Origin of the sequence: Streptomyces sp. MK37H, assembly GCF_018035285.1 — a bacterium.
In the GTDB taxonomy this organism is placed as follows: domain Bacteria; phylum Actinomycetota; class Actinomycetes; order Streptomycetales; family Streptomycetaceae; genus Streptomyces; species Streptomyces endocoffeicus.
The window spans coordinates 1-15,649 of the sequence record NZ_JAAAYH010000210.1; the positions used below are offsets into that span (position 1 = coordinate 1).

General features: G+C 71.4%; 12 protein-coding genes. 6 read left to right on the top strand and 6 right to left on the bottom strand.

Going from position 1 to position 15,649, the window contains the following annotated elements; translation table 11 throughout:
- Window positions 1–79: 79 nt before the first annotated feature.
- Window positions 80–1,087 (bottom strand): hypothetical protein, encoded by a 1,008-nt coding sequence (locus GWI24_RS45560; RefSeq protein ID WP_308344033.1) that lies wholly within the window; start codon window positions 1,085–1,087, stop codon window positions 80–82.
- Window positions 1,088–1,216: 129 nt separating this feature from the next.
- Here GWI24_RS45560 and GWI24_RS26195 point away from each other — a divergent pair, with 129 nt between their 5' ends.
- The 4 genes from GWI24_RS26195 to ilvD all read left to right on the top strand — a co-directional run bounded on the left by GWI24_RS26195 (window position 1,217) and on the right by ilvD (window position 5,746).
- A complete protein-coding gene (locus GWI24_RS26195) occupies window positions 1,217–2,146 on the top strand; it encodes a Ppx/GppA phosphatase family protein (protein WP_210948365.1) in 930 nt (309 codons plus the stop codon).
- Window positions 2,147–2,242: 96 nt separating this feature from the next.
- Window positions 2,243–3,088, top strand: coding sequence for a sugar phosphate isomerase/epimerase (locus tag GWI24_RS26200; RefSeq protein ID WP_210948366.1), 846 nt, complete (start codon window positions 2,243–2,245; stop codon window positions 3,086–3,088).
- A complete protein-coding gene (locus tag GWI24_RS26205) occupies window positions 3,085–3,714 on the top strand; it encodes a TetR/AcrR family transcriptional regulator (RefSeq protein ID WP_210948367.1) in 630 nt (209 codons plus the stop codon). The genes GWI24_RS26200 and GWI24_RS26205 overlap by 4 nt, the downstream gene beginning before the upstream one ends.
- A 181-nt stretch (window positions 3,715–3,895) precedes the next feature.
- Complete coding sequence (gene ilvD / locus GWI24_RS26210; protein ID WP_210948368.1) at window positions 3,896–5,746, top strand: dihydroxy-acid dehydratase; 1,851 nt, start codon at window positions 3,896–3,898, stop codon at window positions 5,744–5,746.
- A gap of 96 nt (window positions 5,747–5,842) precedes the next feature.
- Here ilvD and GWI24_RS26215 read toward each other — a convergent pair whose 3' ends face one another.
- Together GWI24_RS26215 and GWI24_RS26220 are read right to left on the bottom strand one after the other, a co-directional pair.
- Complete coding sequence (locus tag GWI24_RS26215; protein WP_210948369.1) at window positions 5,843–8,032, bottom strand: serine/threonine-protein kinase; 2,190 nt, start codon at window positions 8,030–8,032, stop codon at window positions 5,843–5,845.
- A gap of 75 nt (window positions 8,033–8,107) precedes the next feature.
- A complete protein-coding gene (locus tag GWI24_RS26220) occupies window positions 8,108–10,411 on the bottom strand; it encodes a PQQ-binding-like beta-propeller repeat protein (protein WP_210948370.1) in 2,304 nt (767 codons plus the stop codon).
- A 146-nt stretch (window positions 10,412–10,557) separates the two neighbouring features.
- Between GWI24_RS26220 and GWI24_RS26225 the strand changes: the two genes are divergently transcribed.
- Entirely contained in the window at window positions 10,558–10,890 is a 333-nt protein-coding gene (locus GWI24_RS26225) for an SH3 domain-containing protein (RefSeq protein ID WP_210948371.1), read from the top strand.
- Between the two features lie 109 nt (window positions 10,891–10,999).
- Here the strand turns inward: GWI24_RS26225 and GWI24_RS26230 are convergent, their stop codons facing one another.
- Both GWI24_RS26230 and GWI24_RS26235 read right to left on the bottom strand, forming a co-directional pair.
- Complete coding sequence (locus tag GWI24_RS26230; RefSeq protein WP_210948372.1) at window positions 11,000–12,529, bottom strand: SulP family inorganic anion transporter; 1,530 nt, start codon at window positions 12,527–12,529, stop codon at window positions 11,000–11,002.
- Between the two features lie 177 nt (window positions 12,530–12,706).
- Window positions 12,707–13,093, bottom strand: coding sequence for a hypothetical protein (locus GWI24_RS26235; RefSeq protein ID WP_210948373.1), 387 nt, complete (start codon window positions 13,091–13,093; stop codon window positions 12,707–12,709).
- A gap of 310 nt (window positions 13,094–13,403) precedes the next feature.
- Here GWI24_RS26235 and proC point away from each other — a divergent pair, with 310 nt between their 5' ends.
- The gene (proC, locus tag GWI24_RS26240) at window positions 13,404–14,213 is read left to right on the top strand and encodes a pyrroline-5-carboxylate reductase (RefSeq protein ID WP_201857140.1); all 810 of its coding nucleotides are present in this window, start codon (window positions 13,404–13,406) and stop codon (window positions 14,211–14,213) included.
- Window positions 14,214–14,229: 16 nt separating this feature from the next.
- Here proC and trpS read toward each other — a convergent pair whose 3' ends face one another.
- Window positions 14,230–15,249, bottom strand: a complete 1,020-nt coding sequence (gene trpS / locus GWI24_RS26245) for a tryptophan--tRNA ligase (RefSeq protein ID WP_210948374.1) — start codon at window positions 15,247–15,249, stop codon at window positions 14,230–14,232.
- Between the last annotated feature and the right edge of the window lie 400 nt (window positions 15,250–15,649).

The window sequence follows — 15,649 nt, forward strand, 5'->3', positions numbered from 1 at the left end:
GGACACCCCGTAGACGCGCCGGGTCGTGATGCCTGCCCGGCGGGCACTACGGTCCGCCCATGACATCGGCACAGCCGCGTCAGTCGGCCGGGTCCGCCGGATCGGCCGGGTCCACCGGAGCGACCGGGTCTGCCGGGTCCGCCGGAGCGACCGGTTCTGCCGGGTCCGCCGGATCGGCCAGGTCCACCGGAGCGACCGGGTCTGCCGGATCCACCGGAACGACCGGAACGACCGGGTCCGCTGGATGCGGCGCCAGCAGCGGCAGCGACGACGCCATGCGCTGCTCGCACAGATCGGCCAGCCGGTCGTACCCGGCCTTGCCCATCAGCTCCGTGAGCTCCGGCCGGTACGAGCGGAACACGGGCTCCCCGGCCCCATGCGCCGAGGTGGCCGAGGTGCACCACCAGTGCAGATCGTGGCCGCCCGGCCCCCAGCCGCGCCGGTCGTACTCGCCGATGGTGATCCGCAGCACCCGGGTGTCGTCCGGCCGGTCGATCCAGTCGTAGGACCGGCGCACCGGCAGCTGCCAGCACACATCCGGCTTGGTCTCCAGCGGCTCTCGCCCCTCCCGCAGCGCCAGGATGTGCAGTGCGCAGCCCGCGCCGCCCGGGAAGCCCGGCCGGTTCTGGAAGATGCACGAGCCCTTGTGGCGCCGGGTCTGCCGCTCGCCGTCGTCGTCCTCCTGCACCCACCCCGAGGCGTGCCCCTCGTCGTGGAACTGCCAGATCTCCGGGGTCAGCCGGGCCATATGGCGTCCGACCCGCGCCTCGTCGTCCTCGTCCGAGAAGTGCGCGCCCAGCGTGCAGCAGCCGTCGTCGGCCCGCCCCGCCTGGATGCCCTGGCAGCCCTGGCCGAAGATGCAGGTCCACTTGGAGGTCAGCCAGGTCAGATCGCATCGGAAGAGCTGCTCGTCGTCGGCCGGATCGGGGAATTCGACCCATGCGCGGGCGAAGTCCAGGCCGACCTCGTCCTCGGTGCTCGGGGCGTCCTCGGCGCCCTCCGCCCCGGACGGCATCGGCTCATCGGCCGCCCACTCCCGGGCGGCCTTCCGGCGTTTGTCCTGCTTCGCCTTTTTCGTCTTTGCCACGGTGCAAGGGTAGGCGCCTTCGGCGAAAAGCCGGAGGTGGGGACCGCGCACGTCCCCGGCGCGGCTCATGTGCGAGAACGCGGGAGGACCTGTGCATGACACCGAGGTGGGCGCAGTAGCGTTCACGTTATGAGACTCGGTGTCCTCGACGTGGGTTCGAATACGGTTCATCTGCTCGTGATGGACGCCCACCCCGGCGCGCGCCCGCTGCCCGCGCATTCGCACAAGGCCGAGCTGCGGCTCGCCGAACTCCTCGACGGGCACGGGGCCATCGGCCCCGACGGCGTCGACCGCCTGATCGCGGTGGTCATGGAGGCGCTGGAGGCGGCCGAGGACAAGGGCGTCGAGGACGTCCTGCCGTTCGCGACCTCCGCCGTCCGTGAGGCGTCCAACGCCGATGAGGTCCTGGCCCGGGTCGCCGAGGAGACCGGCGTACGGCTCCAGGTGCTCAGCGGCGCGGACGAGGCGCGGCTCACCTTCCTGGCCGCCCGCCGCTGGTTCGGCTGGTCCGCGGGGAAGCTGCTGGTCCTGGACATCGGCGGCGGTTCGCTGGAGATCGCGTACGGCATGGACGAGGAGCCCGACGCGGCGGTCTCGCTGCCGCTCGGGGCCGGCCGGCTGACCGGGGCCTGGCTGCCCGGCGATCCGCCCGACCCGGCGGACGTACGGGCCCTGCGGCGCCATGTGCGGGCCGAGATCGCCCGGAGCGTCGGCGATTTCAGCCGTCATGGGGCGCCGGACCATGTGGTGGCCACCTCCAAGACCTTCAAGCAGCTGGCCAGGATCACCGGCGCCGCGCGCTCCGCCGAGGGGCTCTACGTGGAGCGCCGGCTCACCCGCCGGGCGCTGGAGGAGTGGGTGCCCAAGCTGGCGGCCATGCCCACCCGGGAGCGGGCCGAGCTGCCCGGGGTCTCCGAGGGCCGGGCCGGGCAGCTCACGGCCGGGGCGCTGGTGGCGGAGGCCGCGATGGACCTGTTCGGCGTGGAGCAGCTGGAGATCTGCCCGTGGGCGCTGCGCGAGGGCGTGATCCTCCGCCGCCTGGACCATCTGCCGACCTGACCACGGAGCGTGACCGGGGCCGGAAAGCGGTGGCCGTTCAACCGCAAAGGCCGCCGCGGTTCGGTTGCGGAGAGCAGCCGCCGTACGCTGTCCCTCGTGACAGAGCCAGTGGTGCGCATCCCGGATGCGAAGGTCGCGCTGTCCACAGCCTCGGTCTATCCGGAGTCGACGGCGACGGCCTTCGAGATCGCGGCACGCCTGGGCTACGACGGCGTCGAGGTCATGGTGTGGACCGATCCGGTCAGCCAGGACATCGAGGCGCTGCGTCGGCTCTCGGACTACCACCAGGTGCCGATCCTCGCCGTGCACGCCCCCTGTCTGCTGATCACCCAGCGGGTCTGGTCGACCGACCCATGGGTGAAGCTGCAGCGGGCGAGGGCGGCCGCCGAGAAGCTCGACGCGTCCACCGTCGTGGTCCACCCGCCGTTCCGATGGCAGCGGGCGTACGCCCGCGAGTTCGTCCGCGGAATCTGGCGGATGGCGGATGAGACCGATGTGCGGTTCGCGGTCGAGAACATGTACCCGTGGCGCTATCGCGACCGCGAGATGCTCGCGTACGCCCCGGGCTGGGACGTCACCCAGGACGACTACCGCCACTTCACGATCGATCTGTCGCACACCGCCACCGCCCGTACGGACGCGCTGGAGATGGTGGACCGCATGGGCGACCGGCTGGCCCATCTCCACCTCGCCGACGGCCAGGGCTCCAACAAGGACGAGCACCTGGTGCCGGGGCGCGGCACCCAGCCCTGCGCCGAGCTGCTGGAACGGCTCGCGGTCGGCGGTTTCGACGGCAATGTGGTCGTCGAGGTCAACACCCGGCGTGCCATGTCCACGACCGAGCGCGAGGCCGATCTGGCGGAGGCCCTGGCCTTCACCCGGCTGCACCTCGCCTCGTCGACCTCGGCCACCCGGCCCCGCAGGGCGGTGCCCGGTTCATGACCGCCGCCGCATCCGGGTCCGCCACACCCCCGCGCAAGCGCGGCCGCCCGGCCCGTACGAGCGCCTCCGACGGCCCCGCCGCCCGCGACCGGATCCTGATCGCGGCGCGCAACGAGTTCGCCGAGCGCGGCTACGACAAGACCTCGATCCGCGGCATCGCCAAGGCCGCGGAGGTGGACCCGGCCCTGGTCCACCACTACTTCGGCACCAAGGAGCAGGTCTTCGAGGCGGCCATCGAGCTGATCTTCGCCCCCGCCATGGGCGTCCCGGACGCGGTGCACGGCAGCCGGGAGGGCGCGGGCGAGCGGATGGCCCGCTATATGTTCGGCATCTGGGAGAACCCGGTCAGCAGGCTGCCGCTGCTCGCCGTGATGCGCTCGGCGCTGACCAACGAGACCGCCGCCGTGGTGCTGCGCGGCATGATCGAGCGCCGGGTGCTGGTGCGGATGGCGGGTGAGCTGGACGTCCCGAACCCCGAGTTCCGGGCGCAGCTCGCGGCCGGGCATCTGATCGGGATCGCGATGCTGCGGTATGTGCTCCGGATGGAGCCGATGGCCTCGGCAGAGGCGGACGACATCGTGGCCATGGTGGGGCCCACTCTGCAGCGCTATCTGACCGAAAGCTGATCGCGGACCGGCCGATCCCGAACGGGCCGATCGCTGACCTAGAGTTGATCGACCCGTTCCGCTCCGTGACCCGGCCGTCTCTGGATCCGGACGGACCATCCGGATCCATGGACACAGGCGTAGGCTCAGAAGACTCCGATCCGATCCGCAGGACGCACGTATCACGAGGGAGCCGAGCACCGTGCCCGAGCTGAGGTCTCGCACCGTCACCCACGGCCGCAACATGGCGGGCGCCCGCGCCCTTATGCAGGCTTCCGGCGTAGCGCGCGAGGACTTCGGCAAGCCGATCGTCGCCGTCGCCAACAGCTTCACCGAGTTCGTCCCCGGCCACACCCACCTCCAGCCGGTGGGCCGGATCGTCAGCGAGGCGATCCACGCGGCGGGCGGCATTCCGCGCGAGTTCAACACCATCGCCGTGGACGACGGTATCGCCATGGGCCACGGCGGGATGCTCTACAGCCTCCCCTCCCGCGACCTGATCGCCGACTCCGTGGAGTACATGGTCGAGGCGCACTGCGCCGACGCGCTGATCTGCATCTCCAACTGCGACAAGATCACCCCCGGGATGCTGATGGCCGCGATGCGGCTCAACATCCCGACCGTCTTCGTCTCCGGCGGCCCCATGGAGGCGGGGCGGGCCACGCTCGTCGACGGCACCGTCCGCAAGCTGGACCTGATCAACGCGATCTCGGACGCGGTCAATGAGAACGTCTCGGACGAGGACATCCTCCGTATCGAGAACAACGCCTGCCCGACCTGCGGCTCCTGTTCCGGCATGTTCACCGCCAACTCGATGAACTGCCTGACCGAGGCGATGGGCCTCTCCCTGCCGGGCAACGGTTCGGTGCTGGCCACCCACACCGCCCGTAAGGCGCTCTACGAGACCGCCGGCCGTACGGTCGTGGAGATCACCAAGCGCCACTACGAGCAGGACGACGAGACGGTTCTGCCGCGCTCCATCGGCTCCCGCGCCGCCTTCGAGAACGCCATGGCGCTCGACATCGCCATGGGCGGCTCGACCAACACGATCCTCCACCTGCTGGCCGCCGCCCAGGAGGCCGGTCTCGACTACGACCTCAAGGACATCGACGAGGTCTCCCGCCGGGTGCCGTGCCTGGCCAAGGTCGCCCCGAACGTCGCCCCCGGCGGCACGTACTACATGGAGGACGTGCACCGCGCGGGCGGCATCCCGGCGATCCTCGGCGAGCTGTTCCGCGGCGGGCTGCTGAACGAGGACGTCCACTCCGTGCACAGCTCCTCGCTCGCCGACTGGCTCAAGACCTGGGACGTGCGCGGCGGTTCGCCGTCCGCCGAGGCCGTCGAGCTGTGGCACGCGGCCCCCGGCTGCAAGCGCTCCGCCACCGCCTTCTCGCAGTCCGAGCGCTGGGACTCCCTGGACACGGACGCCGCCGGCGGCTGCATCCGCGACATGGAGCACGCCTACTCCAAGGACGGCGGACTCGCCGTCCTCAAGGGCAATCTGGCCGTCGACGGCTGCGTGGTGAAGACGGCCGGCGTGGACGAGTCCATCTGGACCTTCGAGGGCCCGGCCGTGGTCTGCGAATCCCAGGAGGAGGCCGTCGAGCGGATCCTGGGCAAGCAGGTCAAGGAGGGCGACGTGGTCGTCATCCGCTACGAGGGCCCCAAGGGCGGCCCCGGGATGCAGGAGATGCTCTACCCGACCTCCTTCCTCAAGGGCCGGGGCCTGGGCAAGGCGTGCGCGCTGGTCACCGACGGCCGCTTCTCCGGCGGCACGTCGGGTCTCTCCATCGGCCACGCCTCGCCGGAGGCGGCGTCCGGCGGCACCATCGCCCTGGTCCGGGACGGCGACCGGATCCGCATCGACATCCCCGCCCGTTCCATCGACCTCCTGGTGAGCGAGGAGGAGTTGGCGGCCCGCCGCGAGGAGCTCGGTGGCGTCTACGCCCCGAAGAACCGCGAGCGCAAGGTGTCCACCGCGCTGCGCGCCTACGCGGCGATGGCCACCAGCGCGGACAAGGGCGCGGTCCGCGACATCAGCCAGCTGGGCTGACGTCCCTCCGCCTCAGCCGCCTCTGCTGACCTCGCGCGGCATCGGCCGCTTCGGCTGACCTCGCGCGGCAGTCGCCTCTGCTGACGTCCTTCCGCCTCAGCCGCCCCGGCTGACGTCCATCCCGGACGCCTCCAGGGTGTCGTATCCGTAGACCGTGGTGAGGGCGTCCCCGCTCAGCGTCAGCTCAGCGGGGATGCCACCGGGGTCGGTACGCGCCTTGGTCCGCCACAGCACCCGGCCGTCCCGGCGGTCCAGCGCGATGACCCGGCCCGCGGCGGTGGCGAGATACAGGGCGTTCCGGCGCCCGGACACCACGGGCGGGCCCAGCCACTCCACCTGCGTCGCCTTGCTCCACAGCCGCTTTCCGGTCGTGGTGACGGCGGTGACCTCACCGTTCTGCCGGACGAAGTAGAGCGTGTCGCCCACCAGGGCGGGCGTGATCTGCCGGGCGGAGAGACCCTCGGGCAGCTTCACCCGGCGCTGCCGTCCCCCGTCCGTGCCGAGGAACAGCAGATCGGTGTAGTCGTCGGTGTCGTGCTCGCGCTGCTCCAGACAGAGGAGCTCGCCCGAGCGCTCGGCGAGGAAGGAGCCCACATACAGGGTGCCGATCCGCCGGGGCGCTCCCGTGGTGGGGGAGAGGGTGTAGAGCCCGCTCGGAACGGCCGGGTCGCCCCGGTCCTCCAGCGGTCCGCAGTCGGCGAGGGGGCGTCCGGACACCACATCCGGGCCGCAGCTCAGCCCGTGGCCGACCCGCCGCGACCAGAGCGTGCGGCCGGTGCGCACGTCCACCGCCTGGAACGTCTCCTCGTCCCAGCTCTGGGTGAGCACGGCGGAGTGGTCCCCTCGCTGGAACACCGCCCCCTGGTAGGCGCTGCCGATGTCGGTCCGCCAGACCCGCTCACCGTCGCTGGTGCGATAGCCCTCCAGCCGGGCCGTGCCGTCCGACTTCTCCACGGTGCCCAGCACAAGACCGCCCGCCACTCCGATCAGCTCGCTCGGCTTCGACGACCGGTGCCAGGCCACCCGCCCTCGGATGTCCAGCCGGGTCAGGGCGATCCCGGAACCACCGCAGTACAGATCCGTGCCCGAGGGCAGACAGCGGCGGCCGGTCGGCCCGCTGACCGAGCGCGGAGCGCCATCGACGCTGGTCACGATGTCGGTGCCGGGCCCGGCGAGGGTGCGCTGCCAGGGGCGCCAGCCGGACGGGAGCGAGCCGTTCGCCGACGAGCGGGTGGTGGGGCGGGCATCCGGCTCGCCCTCGGGTCCGGATCCGGACCCGAGGAAGACGATCGTCCCCACAATCGCGGCGACCAGGCCCGTGGCCGCGGCGGCGAGCACCAGGGGACGGCGCGTCAGATAGCCGCGGCCCGGCGCACGGCCAACTTCGGTCGGCACGGCGGCGTCGCCCTCGCCGATGCCGCCGTCCGCGTCCGTGACGTCCTTACGGTCGTCGTCACCGCCCTTACCGTCGTCACCGTCGTCCTCGGGCAGCGTCCGCAGCCGTTCCAGCAGCTCGTCCAGCCCGGGCCGCGCGGGCGGTTCCTTGCTCAGGCAGTCCGCGACCGCGTCACGCAGCGGCCCGGTCACCGTGTCCAGCGCCGGGGGCTCGTACACCACGTGATAGGCGGTCATATAGGGGCTGTCCGCGTCGAACGGGCTCTGGCCGGTCGCCGCGTACACCAGCACTGTCGCCAGCGAGAACACATCGGACTCCGGCCCGACCTCGCGCGGATCGCGCAGCTGCTCCGGGGACATGAACGGGGGCGTGCCCATGACCCGGCCGGTCATGGTCAGGGTCTGGTGGTCGGCCGCCCGGGAGATGCCGAAGTCGATGACGCGGGGGCCCTCGTCGGACAGCACGATGTTGGCCGGTTTCAGATCCCGGTGCACCACACCCGCCCGGTGGATGTCCCGTAGCGCCTCGACCAGCCCGATCGCCAGCCGCCGCAGCTCGGCGCCGCGCAGCGGACCGCCCGCCGCGACCTGCTCGGCGAGCGTGCGGCCGGGGACGTACGAGGTCGCCATCCACGGCAGCACGGCATCGGGGTCCGCGTCCACGACGGCCGCGGTGAACGCGCCGCTGACCCGCCGGGCGGCCGCGACCTCCTGGCGGAACCGCATCCGGAACTCGTCGTCGTCGGCGAACTGCTGATGCACCACCTTCAGCGCCAGCCGCCGCCCCGACGGCGACCGGGCCAGATACACCGTGCCCATCCCGCCACGGCCGAGCCGCCGCTCGAGTGCGTAGCCTCCGATGGACTCCGGGTCCCCGGCGCGCAGTGCCATTCCTGTCTTCTCCCACCGACCCACGATCCGGCGGTCACTTTAGGCCCGGCTCGCGCCGGGGGCCCGTGGCGCCGCTCACCAACCGGCCGGATTCCGCCCGTCCACGGCGAAGAGCGTGCCGTCCGGGGCCGTCGCGAACACCTTGCCGTCCGCCACCACGGGCGCGGGCATCAGATCCAGGAAGCCCTGACCGGCCGCGCCCCCGCGCGAGCGGGTCTCGCCGATCACCTCGCCCCGCTGGGCGTCCACGGCCAGCAGCCGGCCGTCCGCCGCCGAGAAGTACAGCCGGCCGTCCGCCGCCACCAGCGGCGAGGCGTTGGAGACCGAGGTCTCCAGGCGCCAGAGCCGCGCTCCCGCCGAGCCCTCGCGCGTGGTGTCGACGGCCACCAACCCGCCGTCCGTGCCCAGTACATACACCCGGTCACCGCTGGTGACGGCGCTGATCGCGGACACTGGCGCGGACAGCGCGACCCGCCGCGCCGCGCGCCGCTCCGGGTCATAGCGCACGACGGCGGTGGTACTGGTCCGGGTGTCCGTCTCGGTCAGCAGCAGCACGCCATCGGGGCTGCTACCGGCCGGGGTGAGGTTGCCGCTGAGCGAGGCGTGCCAGCGCGTCGTACCGCGCACCGTGTCCACCGCCGTGACCAGCGTGTGCGAGCCGTCGCCCGCGGTGGTCACGGCGTACGCGGTGCGGCCGTCGCCGTACGAGAAGAAGACGGGCCGGGCGTGGCCGGGCAGCCGATGACTCCAACGCTCCTTGTTCGTCGTCCCGTTCACCGACGTGACCATGCCGTCCGGCGCGACCAGCAGCACGGTGTCGCCCGAGGAGTAGACCCCGCCCTGATAGCGGGAGACATCGCGGCTCCAGCGGACGCGGTGGGTCGTGGGGTCGAGCGCCCGCAGCCGCCCACCGCCCGGGGACACCGTCCGCACCAGACCGCCCGCGACCACGGGGGCGGAGATCGTCGCGCCGTCCCCGGGGCGCGCCGCCGCGGACGGCCGCGACCAGACCACGCGGCCGTCGTCCGGATCGACCCGGGCGGTCTCGACGCCGTGCCGGGCGCAGTACAGCGCGCCCGCTCCGTACGAGCAGAACGCGGGCCGCGCCCCCGGGCCCGCGGCCTTTCCGGCATCCAGCCCGGTCGTCCAGGGGCGCCACGCCTCGGCGGTCGCCGCGCTGATCCGCGGCCGGCCGCCGCCGGAGGAGTCCGTGCCGTCGAACGGGCGCAGTGCGACGACCGTGCCCGCGCCGAGCAGTACGACGGCCGCGAGCCCGGAGAGGGCCCACCGCCGGATCCCCCGGCGCCGCGCCACGGGCTCGCTCGGCACCGACTCGGGCTGGTCCGCGGCCGGTTCCGGCTCGGGAGCCGCCTTCACATGCGTATCGGGATCCGCTGTTTCGGGGGCTGCCGTATCGGCAGGGGCCGCCTTCACATGCGTATCCGTGGCGCCGTCGTCCTGCCCCCAGCGCACCCCCGGCAGCGAGTGCGGCTCCGGCGTCCGCTGCTGCGGCACCAGCGGAACGGGTCCGCGCGGCACCGGCGACTGGGGTCCGCGGACGGCGCGTAGCACCGTCATCAGGGCGTCGGGCGTGGGGCGGTCCTCGGGGTTCTTGGCCAGACACCGCTGGACCAGCGGCAGCAGCTCATCCGGCACCCCCGCCAGATCCGCCTCGTCGTGCACCACCTGGTACGCCACGATGTACGGACTCTCCGACTCGAACGGCCCCCGCCCGGTGGCCGCGTGCACCAGCACCGACCCCAGCGCGAACACATCCGCCGCCGGTCCCACCGCCCGCGGCCGCTGGAACTGCTCCGGCGCCATGAACGGCGGGGTGCCGATCAACTTCCCCGTCTCGGTGCGCAGTTCGCTGTCGGACGGCCGGGAGATGCCGAAGTCGATGACCTTCGGGCCGTCCGCCGCGAGCAGCACATTGCTCGGCTTGAGATCGCGGTGCACCACGCCCGCCCGATGGATGTCCCGCAGCGCCTCGGCAAGCCCCGCCGCCAGCCGCACCGTCTCGTCCGGCGCCAACGGCCCGCTCCGCTTGACGTGTTCGGCGAGGGTCGGGCCGGGGATGTAGAGGGTGGCCATCCAGGGCCTCGGCCCCTCCGGGTCGGCATCCACCACGGGCGCCGTGAACGCGCCGCTGACCCGCCGGGCGGCCGCCACCTCCTGCCGGAACCGCGCCCGGAACTCGGGGTCTTCGGCCAACCCGGCATGGACGACCTTCACCGCGAGGCGCCGCCCCGAGGGCGAGCGGGCCAGATGGACCACGCCCATGCCACCGGATCCGAGGCGCGCCTCGAGCTGGTACTGCCCGGCGTACTCCGGATCCTCCGCTTCCGGGCCCGTCCCGGCTCTGTGCACCGGCGGCATGCCCCACCCCCGTGAATTCGGCCGCATTCGCGACTCGGCGAGCCTAGTCGATGACATGTGCGAGCCTTGTTAACCTCCGCATGTCGTGTCACTTCACACGACATGTGCACAACTTCGGAAAGAAGTTCAACGGGGGAGGGGCCGCCATGGCCATCGAAGAGACCGCGGACACCGTAGCCACCACCGACGCCACGGACACCGTCGCGGACACTGTGGGAACCACCGCCGGAGCGATCACCTATCCGGTCGCGCCCGGCTACCAGGTGAACGTCCGCAGCGGGCCCGGCACCAACTACCGGCTCGTGAAGGTGCTGCCGTACAACAGCCGGGTCCCCATCCGCTGCCAGCGGCACGGCCAGAAGGTCTCGGGGCCGTACGGCACCTCGGACATCTGGGACAATATCGCTCCGGGCCAGTACGTGGCCGACGCGTATGTGAAGACCGGCAGCGACGGCTTCGTCACCGTGCCCTGCGGCTGACCCACGACGCGGCCGGAGCGCAGCCGGCCCCCGGCACCGCGAGTGCGGCGCCGGGGGCCGGGCGACGGAACGGGGGCTTCCCCTATATACGGGTCCCCCTATATACGGGTTACGCCGGGATCCGCTCCTCGAGGGCGGTGTCCCGCTTGACCACCGCGTTGTGCCGCTCGGTCCAGGTGGCCAGCGCCATCTCACAGGCGTGGTCCACATGGCGCAGTCCGGTCAGGTCGAGCTCCACCTCGCGCTCACGGGGCAGCCCCTCCAACTCGTCCAGCAGCTTGGGCAGCCGGAGGAAGGTCGCGTTGCCGCGCACCCGGACGTGCAGGGGCTTGTCGCCGTCGCCGTCGTCGCCCTCGCGCCCGCTGATCTCGACATGCACATGCGAGGTCTCCCAGGCGGTCTTGGCCACGGCCATCAGCAGACCGATGATCACGCCCTCGAACATATTGGTGACCACGATCGCGCCGGCGGTGACGATCAGGATGATCGCCTCACCCCGGTGGGCCTTCCACAGGGGCACCAGGTCCTTGGTCGGGATCAGCTTCCAGCCGGAGTACACCAGCACACCGGCGAGCGTCGCCACCGGGATGACGCCCAGCGCCGAAGGAAAGAGCACCGCGAAGACCAGCAGCCACACACCGTGCAGCACCCGCGACGCCTTCGTCTTCGCACCGGCCTGTACATTGGCCGAGCTCCGCACGATCACCGCGGTCATCGGCAGCGCGCCGAGGACACCGCACACCGCGTTGCCCGCGCCCTGTGCCATCAGCTCCTTGTCGTAGTCGGTGCGCGGACCGTCGTGCAGCCGGTCCACGGCCGCGGCGCTGAACAGGCTCTCGGCGGAGGCGATCAGCGTGAACGCGAGCACGGTGCCGATGACGCCCACCTCGGCGAGGGCCTGGAACTCACTGCCGCCGGGCGGCTGGACGGCGTCGAGCAGACCCTTGACCTCGACCCGCGCGATCGGCAGGTCGAAGATCGCGGTCGCGGCCGTGGCGAGCGCGACGGCCGCCAGCGGTCCGGGCAGCACCTTGGCGCCCTGGCGGAAGCGCGGCCACAGCACCAGGACGACGATCGTCCCGGCGCCCACGGCGACCGCCTTCAGGGCGTCCGTGGAGCCGGCCACATCCCCGATGAGCTGCGGAATGCTGAAGATCTTGTCGAGCCCGCTGCTCGGCGCCTTGGCATCGGCGAGCGCGTACAGCTGTCCGGCGATCAGCACCAGGCCGATGCCCGCGAGCATGCCCTGTACCACGGCGACGGAGATAGCCCGGAACCAACGGCCGAGGCCGAGCGCCCCCATGGCCAGCTGGAGCAGTCCGGAGATGAGGACGAGGACGCCGAGTGCGGCGACGCCGTATTGCTCCACGGCCTCGTAGACCAGCACGGTCAGACCGGCGGCCGGGCCGGAGACCTGCAGGCTGCTGCCCGGCAGGAAACCGGTGACCAGCCCGCCGACGATGCCGGTGATCAGGCCGAGCTCGGCCGGCACACCGGAGGCGACCGCCACCCCCACGCACAGGGGGACGGCCACCAGGAAGACGACGAGAGAAGCGGTGAAGTCGGCGCGGAAGGTTCCGGCGCCGGATGAGCCAGAGGTGCCTCCGGCACCACGGAAACGGTCAAAGAGATTTCGCATGAGGGCTGCCTCCAGTGCGCCCCGTCACCGGCTCATGGGCAGGCGGGGGCACGGCATAGCGCTACGTCAGTGGGATCGATGGAATCGGTCGCTGGCGGTTGGATCGCTTGCTGCGAGACGCGTGAAAAGCGTTGAGATGTGCGTGAGACGGACCGCCGGGCTACGGCGGTGCAGTTCTCAGCAGCGGAAGATCTGGAGGATGACGGGCAGTTCGCCCGATCTCGACACCGGAACGGCTTGCCGTCCGGTGACCGACGTGGAGATGGCGGTACGCGGCACCGGAACACCGGCGTCGCAACCGCACACACATCCGTATTTGCCGCTCGGTGTGGGAGCGGTGAGCGGGGCCCTTCCGCGGAGCCCCTTGCAGTCTTCGATTCCGTGGTCGCCGTGCGCGGAGACCAGTGATTCGGTGGTCGGCCGCGAATCGGCCGATGCGGTGACGCTGACCGTTTCGGGATGGATGACCTGCGCGGACGCGGAATCGGCCGCGATGAAGAGGGCAAGCAATACGGCAACCGCCGTTACCAATGCGTGAGCGGTATGCCGGATCGTCCTCACCATCGCCCCCCTCCCGTACGTATAGACACCGAGCCCTATTGTGTCCATGAAACCGTGACCATTTGCAAGTCGATATGTAACCAACTTGTGAACTCGGAGTCATCGAACAGGACTGTTTCGTTCCGGGCGCCCTGGTTGGCGCGGGCGCAAAGCCGCCTCCCCGTCACGCCGGAGGGCGCGCAAAAATTAATTCATCGAACAATGAATAAGAAATTCATAAGGGCCAGGGCGAATGGGCCACCCGTGCGAGGATGGCGGAGAACGCCTTACGCAGCACCCGCACGAACCGCACAGGCATGAGGAGAGCCGCACCATGACGGAGAAGGTCGCCGTGCTCGGCACGGGAAAGATCGGCGAAGCCCTTCTCAGCGGAATGATCCGGGGCGGCTGGTCGCCGTCCGACCTGCTGGTCACGGCACGCCGCCCCGAGCGCGCCGAGGAGCTCCGGTCGCGCTACGGCGTCGAGGCCGTCTCCAACGCCGAGGCCGCCAAGGCCGCCGAAACCCTCATCCTCACCGTCAAACCGCAGGACATGGGCGCCCTGCTCGATGAGCTCGCCCCGCATGTCCCCGCCGACCGGCTGGTCGTCTCCGGCGCCGCCGGCATCCCCACCTCCTTCTTCGAGGCGCGCCTGGCCGCCGGCACCCCGGTCGTCCGGGTCATGACCAACACCCCGGCGCTGGTCGACGAGGCCATGTCCGTCATCTCGGCGGGCAGCCACGCCACCGAGGAGCACCTCGCCCACACCGAGGCGATCTTCGGCGGCGTCGGCAAGACGCTGCGCGTCCCCGAGTCCCAGCAGGACGCCGCGACCGCGCTCTCCGGCTCCGGCCCGGCCTACTTCTACTTCCTCGTCGAGGCGATGACCGACGCGGGCATCCTGCTGGGCCTGCCCCGCGACAAGGCCCATGACCTGATCGTCCAGGCGGCCATCGGCGCGGCGGTGATGCTGCGCGACAGCGATCAGCACCCGGTCAAGCTGCGCGAGGCCGTGACCTCCCCGGCGGGCACCACCATCAACGCCATCCGCGAGTTGGAGAGCCATGGGGTGCGCGCCGCGCTGATCGCCGCGCTGGAGGCGGCCCGCGACCGCAGCCGCGAGCTCGCCTCCGGCAACAGCTGACGGAGAGCCGCTCCGCTCAGGTGGGCGGCAGCAGCCCGACCGCCGCATACGCCTCGTCCACCCGGGGCCGGGCCAGCCCACGCGCCCGCTCGGCCCCGGCCCGCAGCACCCCGTCCACATAGGACGGATCGGCGCACAACTCGGCGTGCCGGGCCTGGAGCGGACGCAGCACCTCCAGCACCGCCTCCGCCGTGGCCCCCTTCAGCGCCCCGTACGAGCTGAACTCCTCGGCCAGCACCTCCGGCTTGCCATCGGTGCACGAGGCGAGCACATCCAGCAGGTTGGCCACCCCCGGCTGCTCCGCCCGGTCGTACCGCACCGCGGTGCCGCTGTCCGTGACCGCCCGCATGACCTTCTTCCGCACCACATCCGGCTCGTCGAGCAGATAGACGATGCCCGCCGTCTCCGCGTGCGACTTCCCCATCTTCGAGGTCGGGTCCTGCAGATCCATCACCCGCGCCGAGACCCGCGGATTGGTGGCCCGGGGCACCGTGAAGACTGGTCCGTACCGCTGGTTGAACCGCTGCGCCAGATCCCGGGCCAGCTCCACATGCTGCGTCTGGTCCTCGCCGACCGGCACCTCATGCGTTCCATAGACGAGGATGTCGGCGGCCATCAGCGCCGGATAGGTGAGCAGCGACAGCCGTACGCTCCCCCCTCTCGCCCGCTCCCGCGCGGACTTCTCCTTGTACTGGATCATCCGCCGCATCTCGCCGTCGGTGGCCGTGCACTCCATGAGATAGGACAGCCGCGCATGCTCATCCACATGGCTCTGCACGAACAGCGTGCAGCGCTCGGGGTCGAGCCCCGAGGCCAGCAGCAGCGTGGCTGCCTGCCGGGTCAGCCGCCGCACCCGCGCCGGATCGTGCTCCACGGTGAGCGCGTGCAGATCGACGACGCAGAACAGTGCGTCGGCACGGTGCTGGTCCTCCTGAACCCACCGGCGTACGGCCCCGAGGTAGTTCCCGAGGGTCAGATGCCCGCTCGGTTTGATCCCACTGAAGATCCGGCGCCGTGCCGTCTTCGTCTCTGTCATCTCTCCGCGTCTCCCGCTTTGTCGGGACCGCCGACCCGGCCGGCCGGGATTCGCGGGAGGGAGAAACGCGAACGGCCGCCGGAGCGGCGGCCGTGGTTGCGCATGTGCTTGATAAGGGGCGGCCGCCGTCAGGCGGCCCACCACCGTGGGTGAACACATGCGCTCGTCATGCCATAGACAGTACGCCCTGACGGGGGGTCCGGCCATGGGTTTGATGGTCCTCGGGGCGTCGTGTAGTGTTCACCGGGTTGCCACGGAGCCCTGCGGGAAACGCGGCGACCATCGAGCCGCACCGGCGGCAAACCACTACTGCACGGCCCCTCATCGGGATGGATTTCGGCATGCCGAAATTCGGACCGGGGAACTCGATTATGAGCATCCGGGGGAATCCGCTAAAGTG

Bases quoted from the DNA above. Each gene is read 5' to 3' on its own strand.
- GWI24_RS26195 (WP_210948365.1), top strand. From the start codon at position 1,217: ATGAGACTCGGTGTCCTCGACGTGGGTTCGAATACGGTTCATCTGCTC.
- GWI24_RS26205 (WP_210948367.1), top strand. From the start codon at position 3,085: ATGACCGCCGCCGCATCCGGGTCCGCCACACCCCCGCGCAAGCGCGGC.
- GWI24_RS26215 (WP_210948369.1), bottom strand. From the start codon at position 8,032: ATGGCACTGCGCGCCGGGGACCCGGAGTCCATCGGAGGCTACGCACTC.
- GWI24_RS26220 (WP_210948370.1), bottom strand. From the start codon at position 10,411: ATGCCGCCGGTGCACAGAGCCGGGACGGGCCCGGAAGCGGAGGATCCG.
- GWI24_RS26225 (WP_210948371.1), top strand. From the start codon at position 10,558: ATGGCCATCGAAGAGACCGCGGACACCGTAGCCACCACCGACGCCACG.
- GWI24_RS26230 (WP_210948372.1), bottom strand. From the start codon at position 12,529: ATGCGAAATCTCTTTGACCGTTTCCGTGGTGCCGGAGGCACCTCTGGC.
- GWI24_RS26235 (WP_210948373.1), bottom strand. From the start codon at position 13,093: ATGGTGAGGACGATCCGGCATACCGCTCACGCATTGGTAACGGCGGTT.
- proC (WP_201857140.1), top strand. From the start codon at position 13,404: ATGACGGAGAAGGTCGCCGTGCTCGGCACGGGAAAGATCGGCGAAGCC.
- trpS (WP_210948374.1), bottom strand. From the start codon at position 15,249: ATGACAGAGACGAAGACGGCACGGCGCCGGATCTTCAGTGGGATCAAA.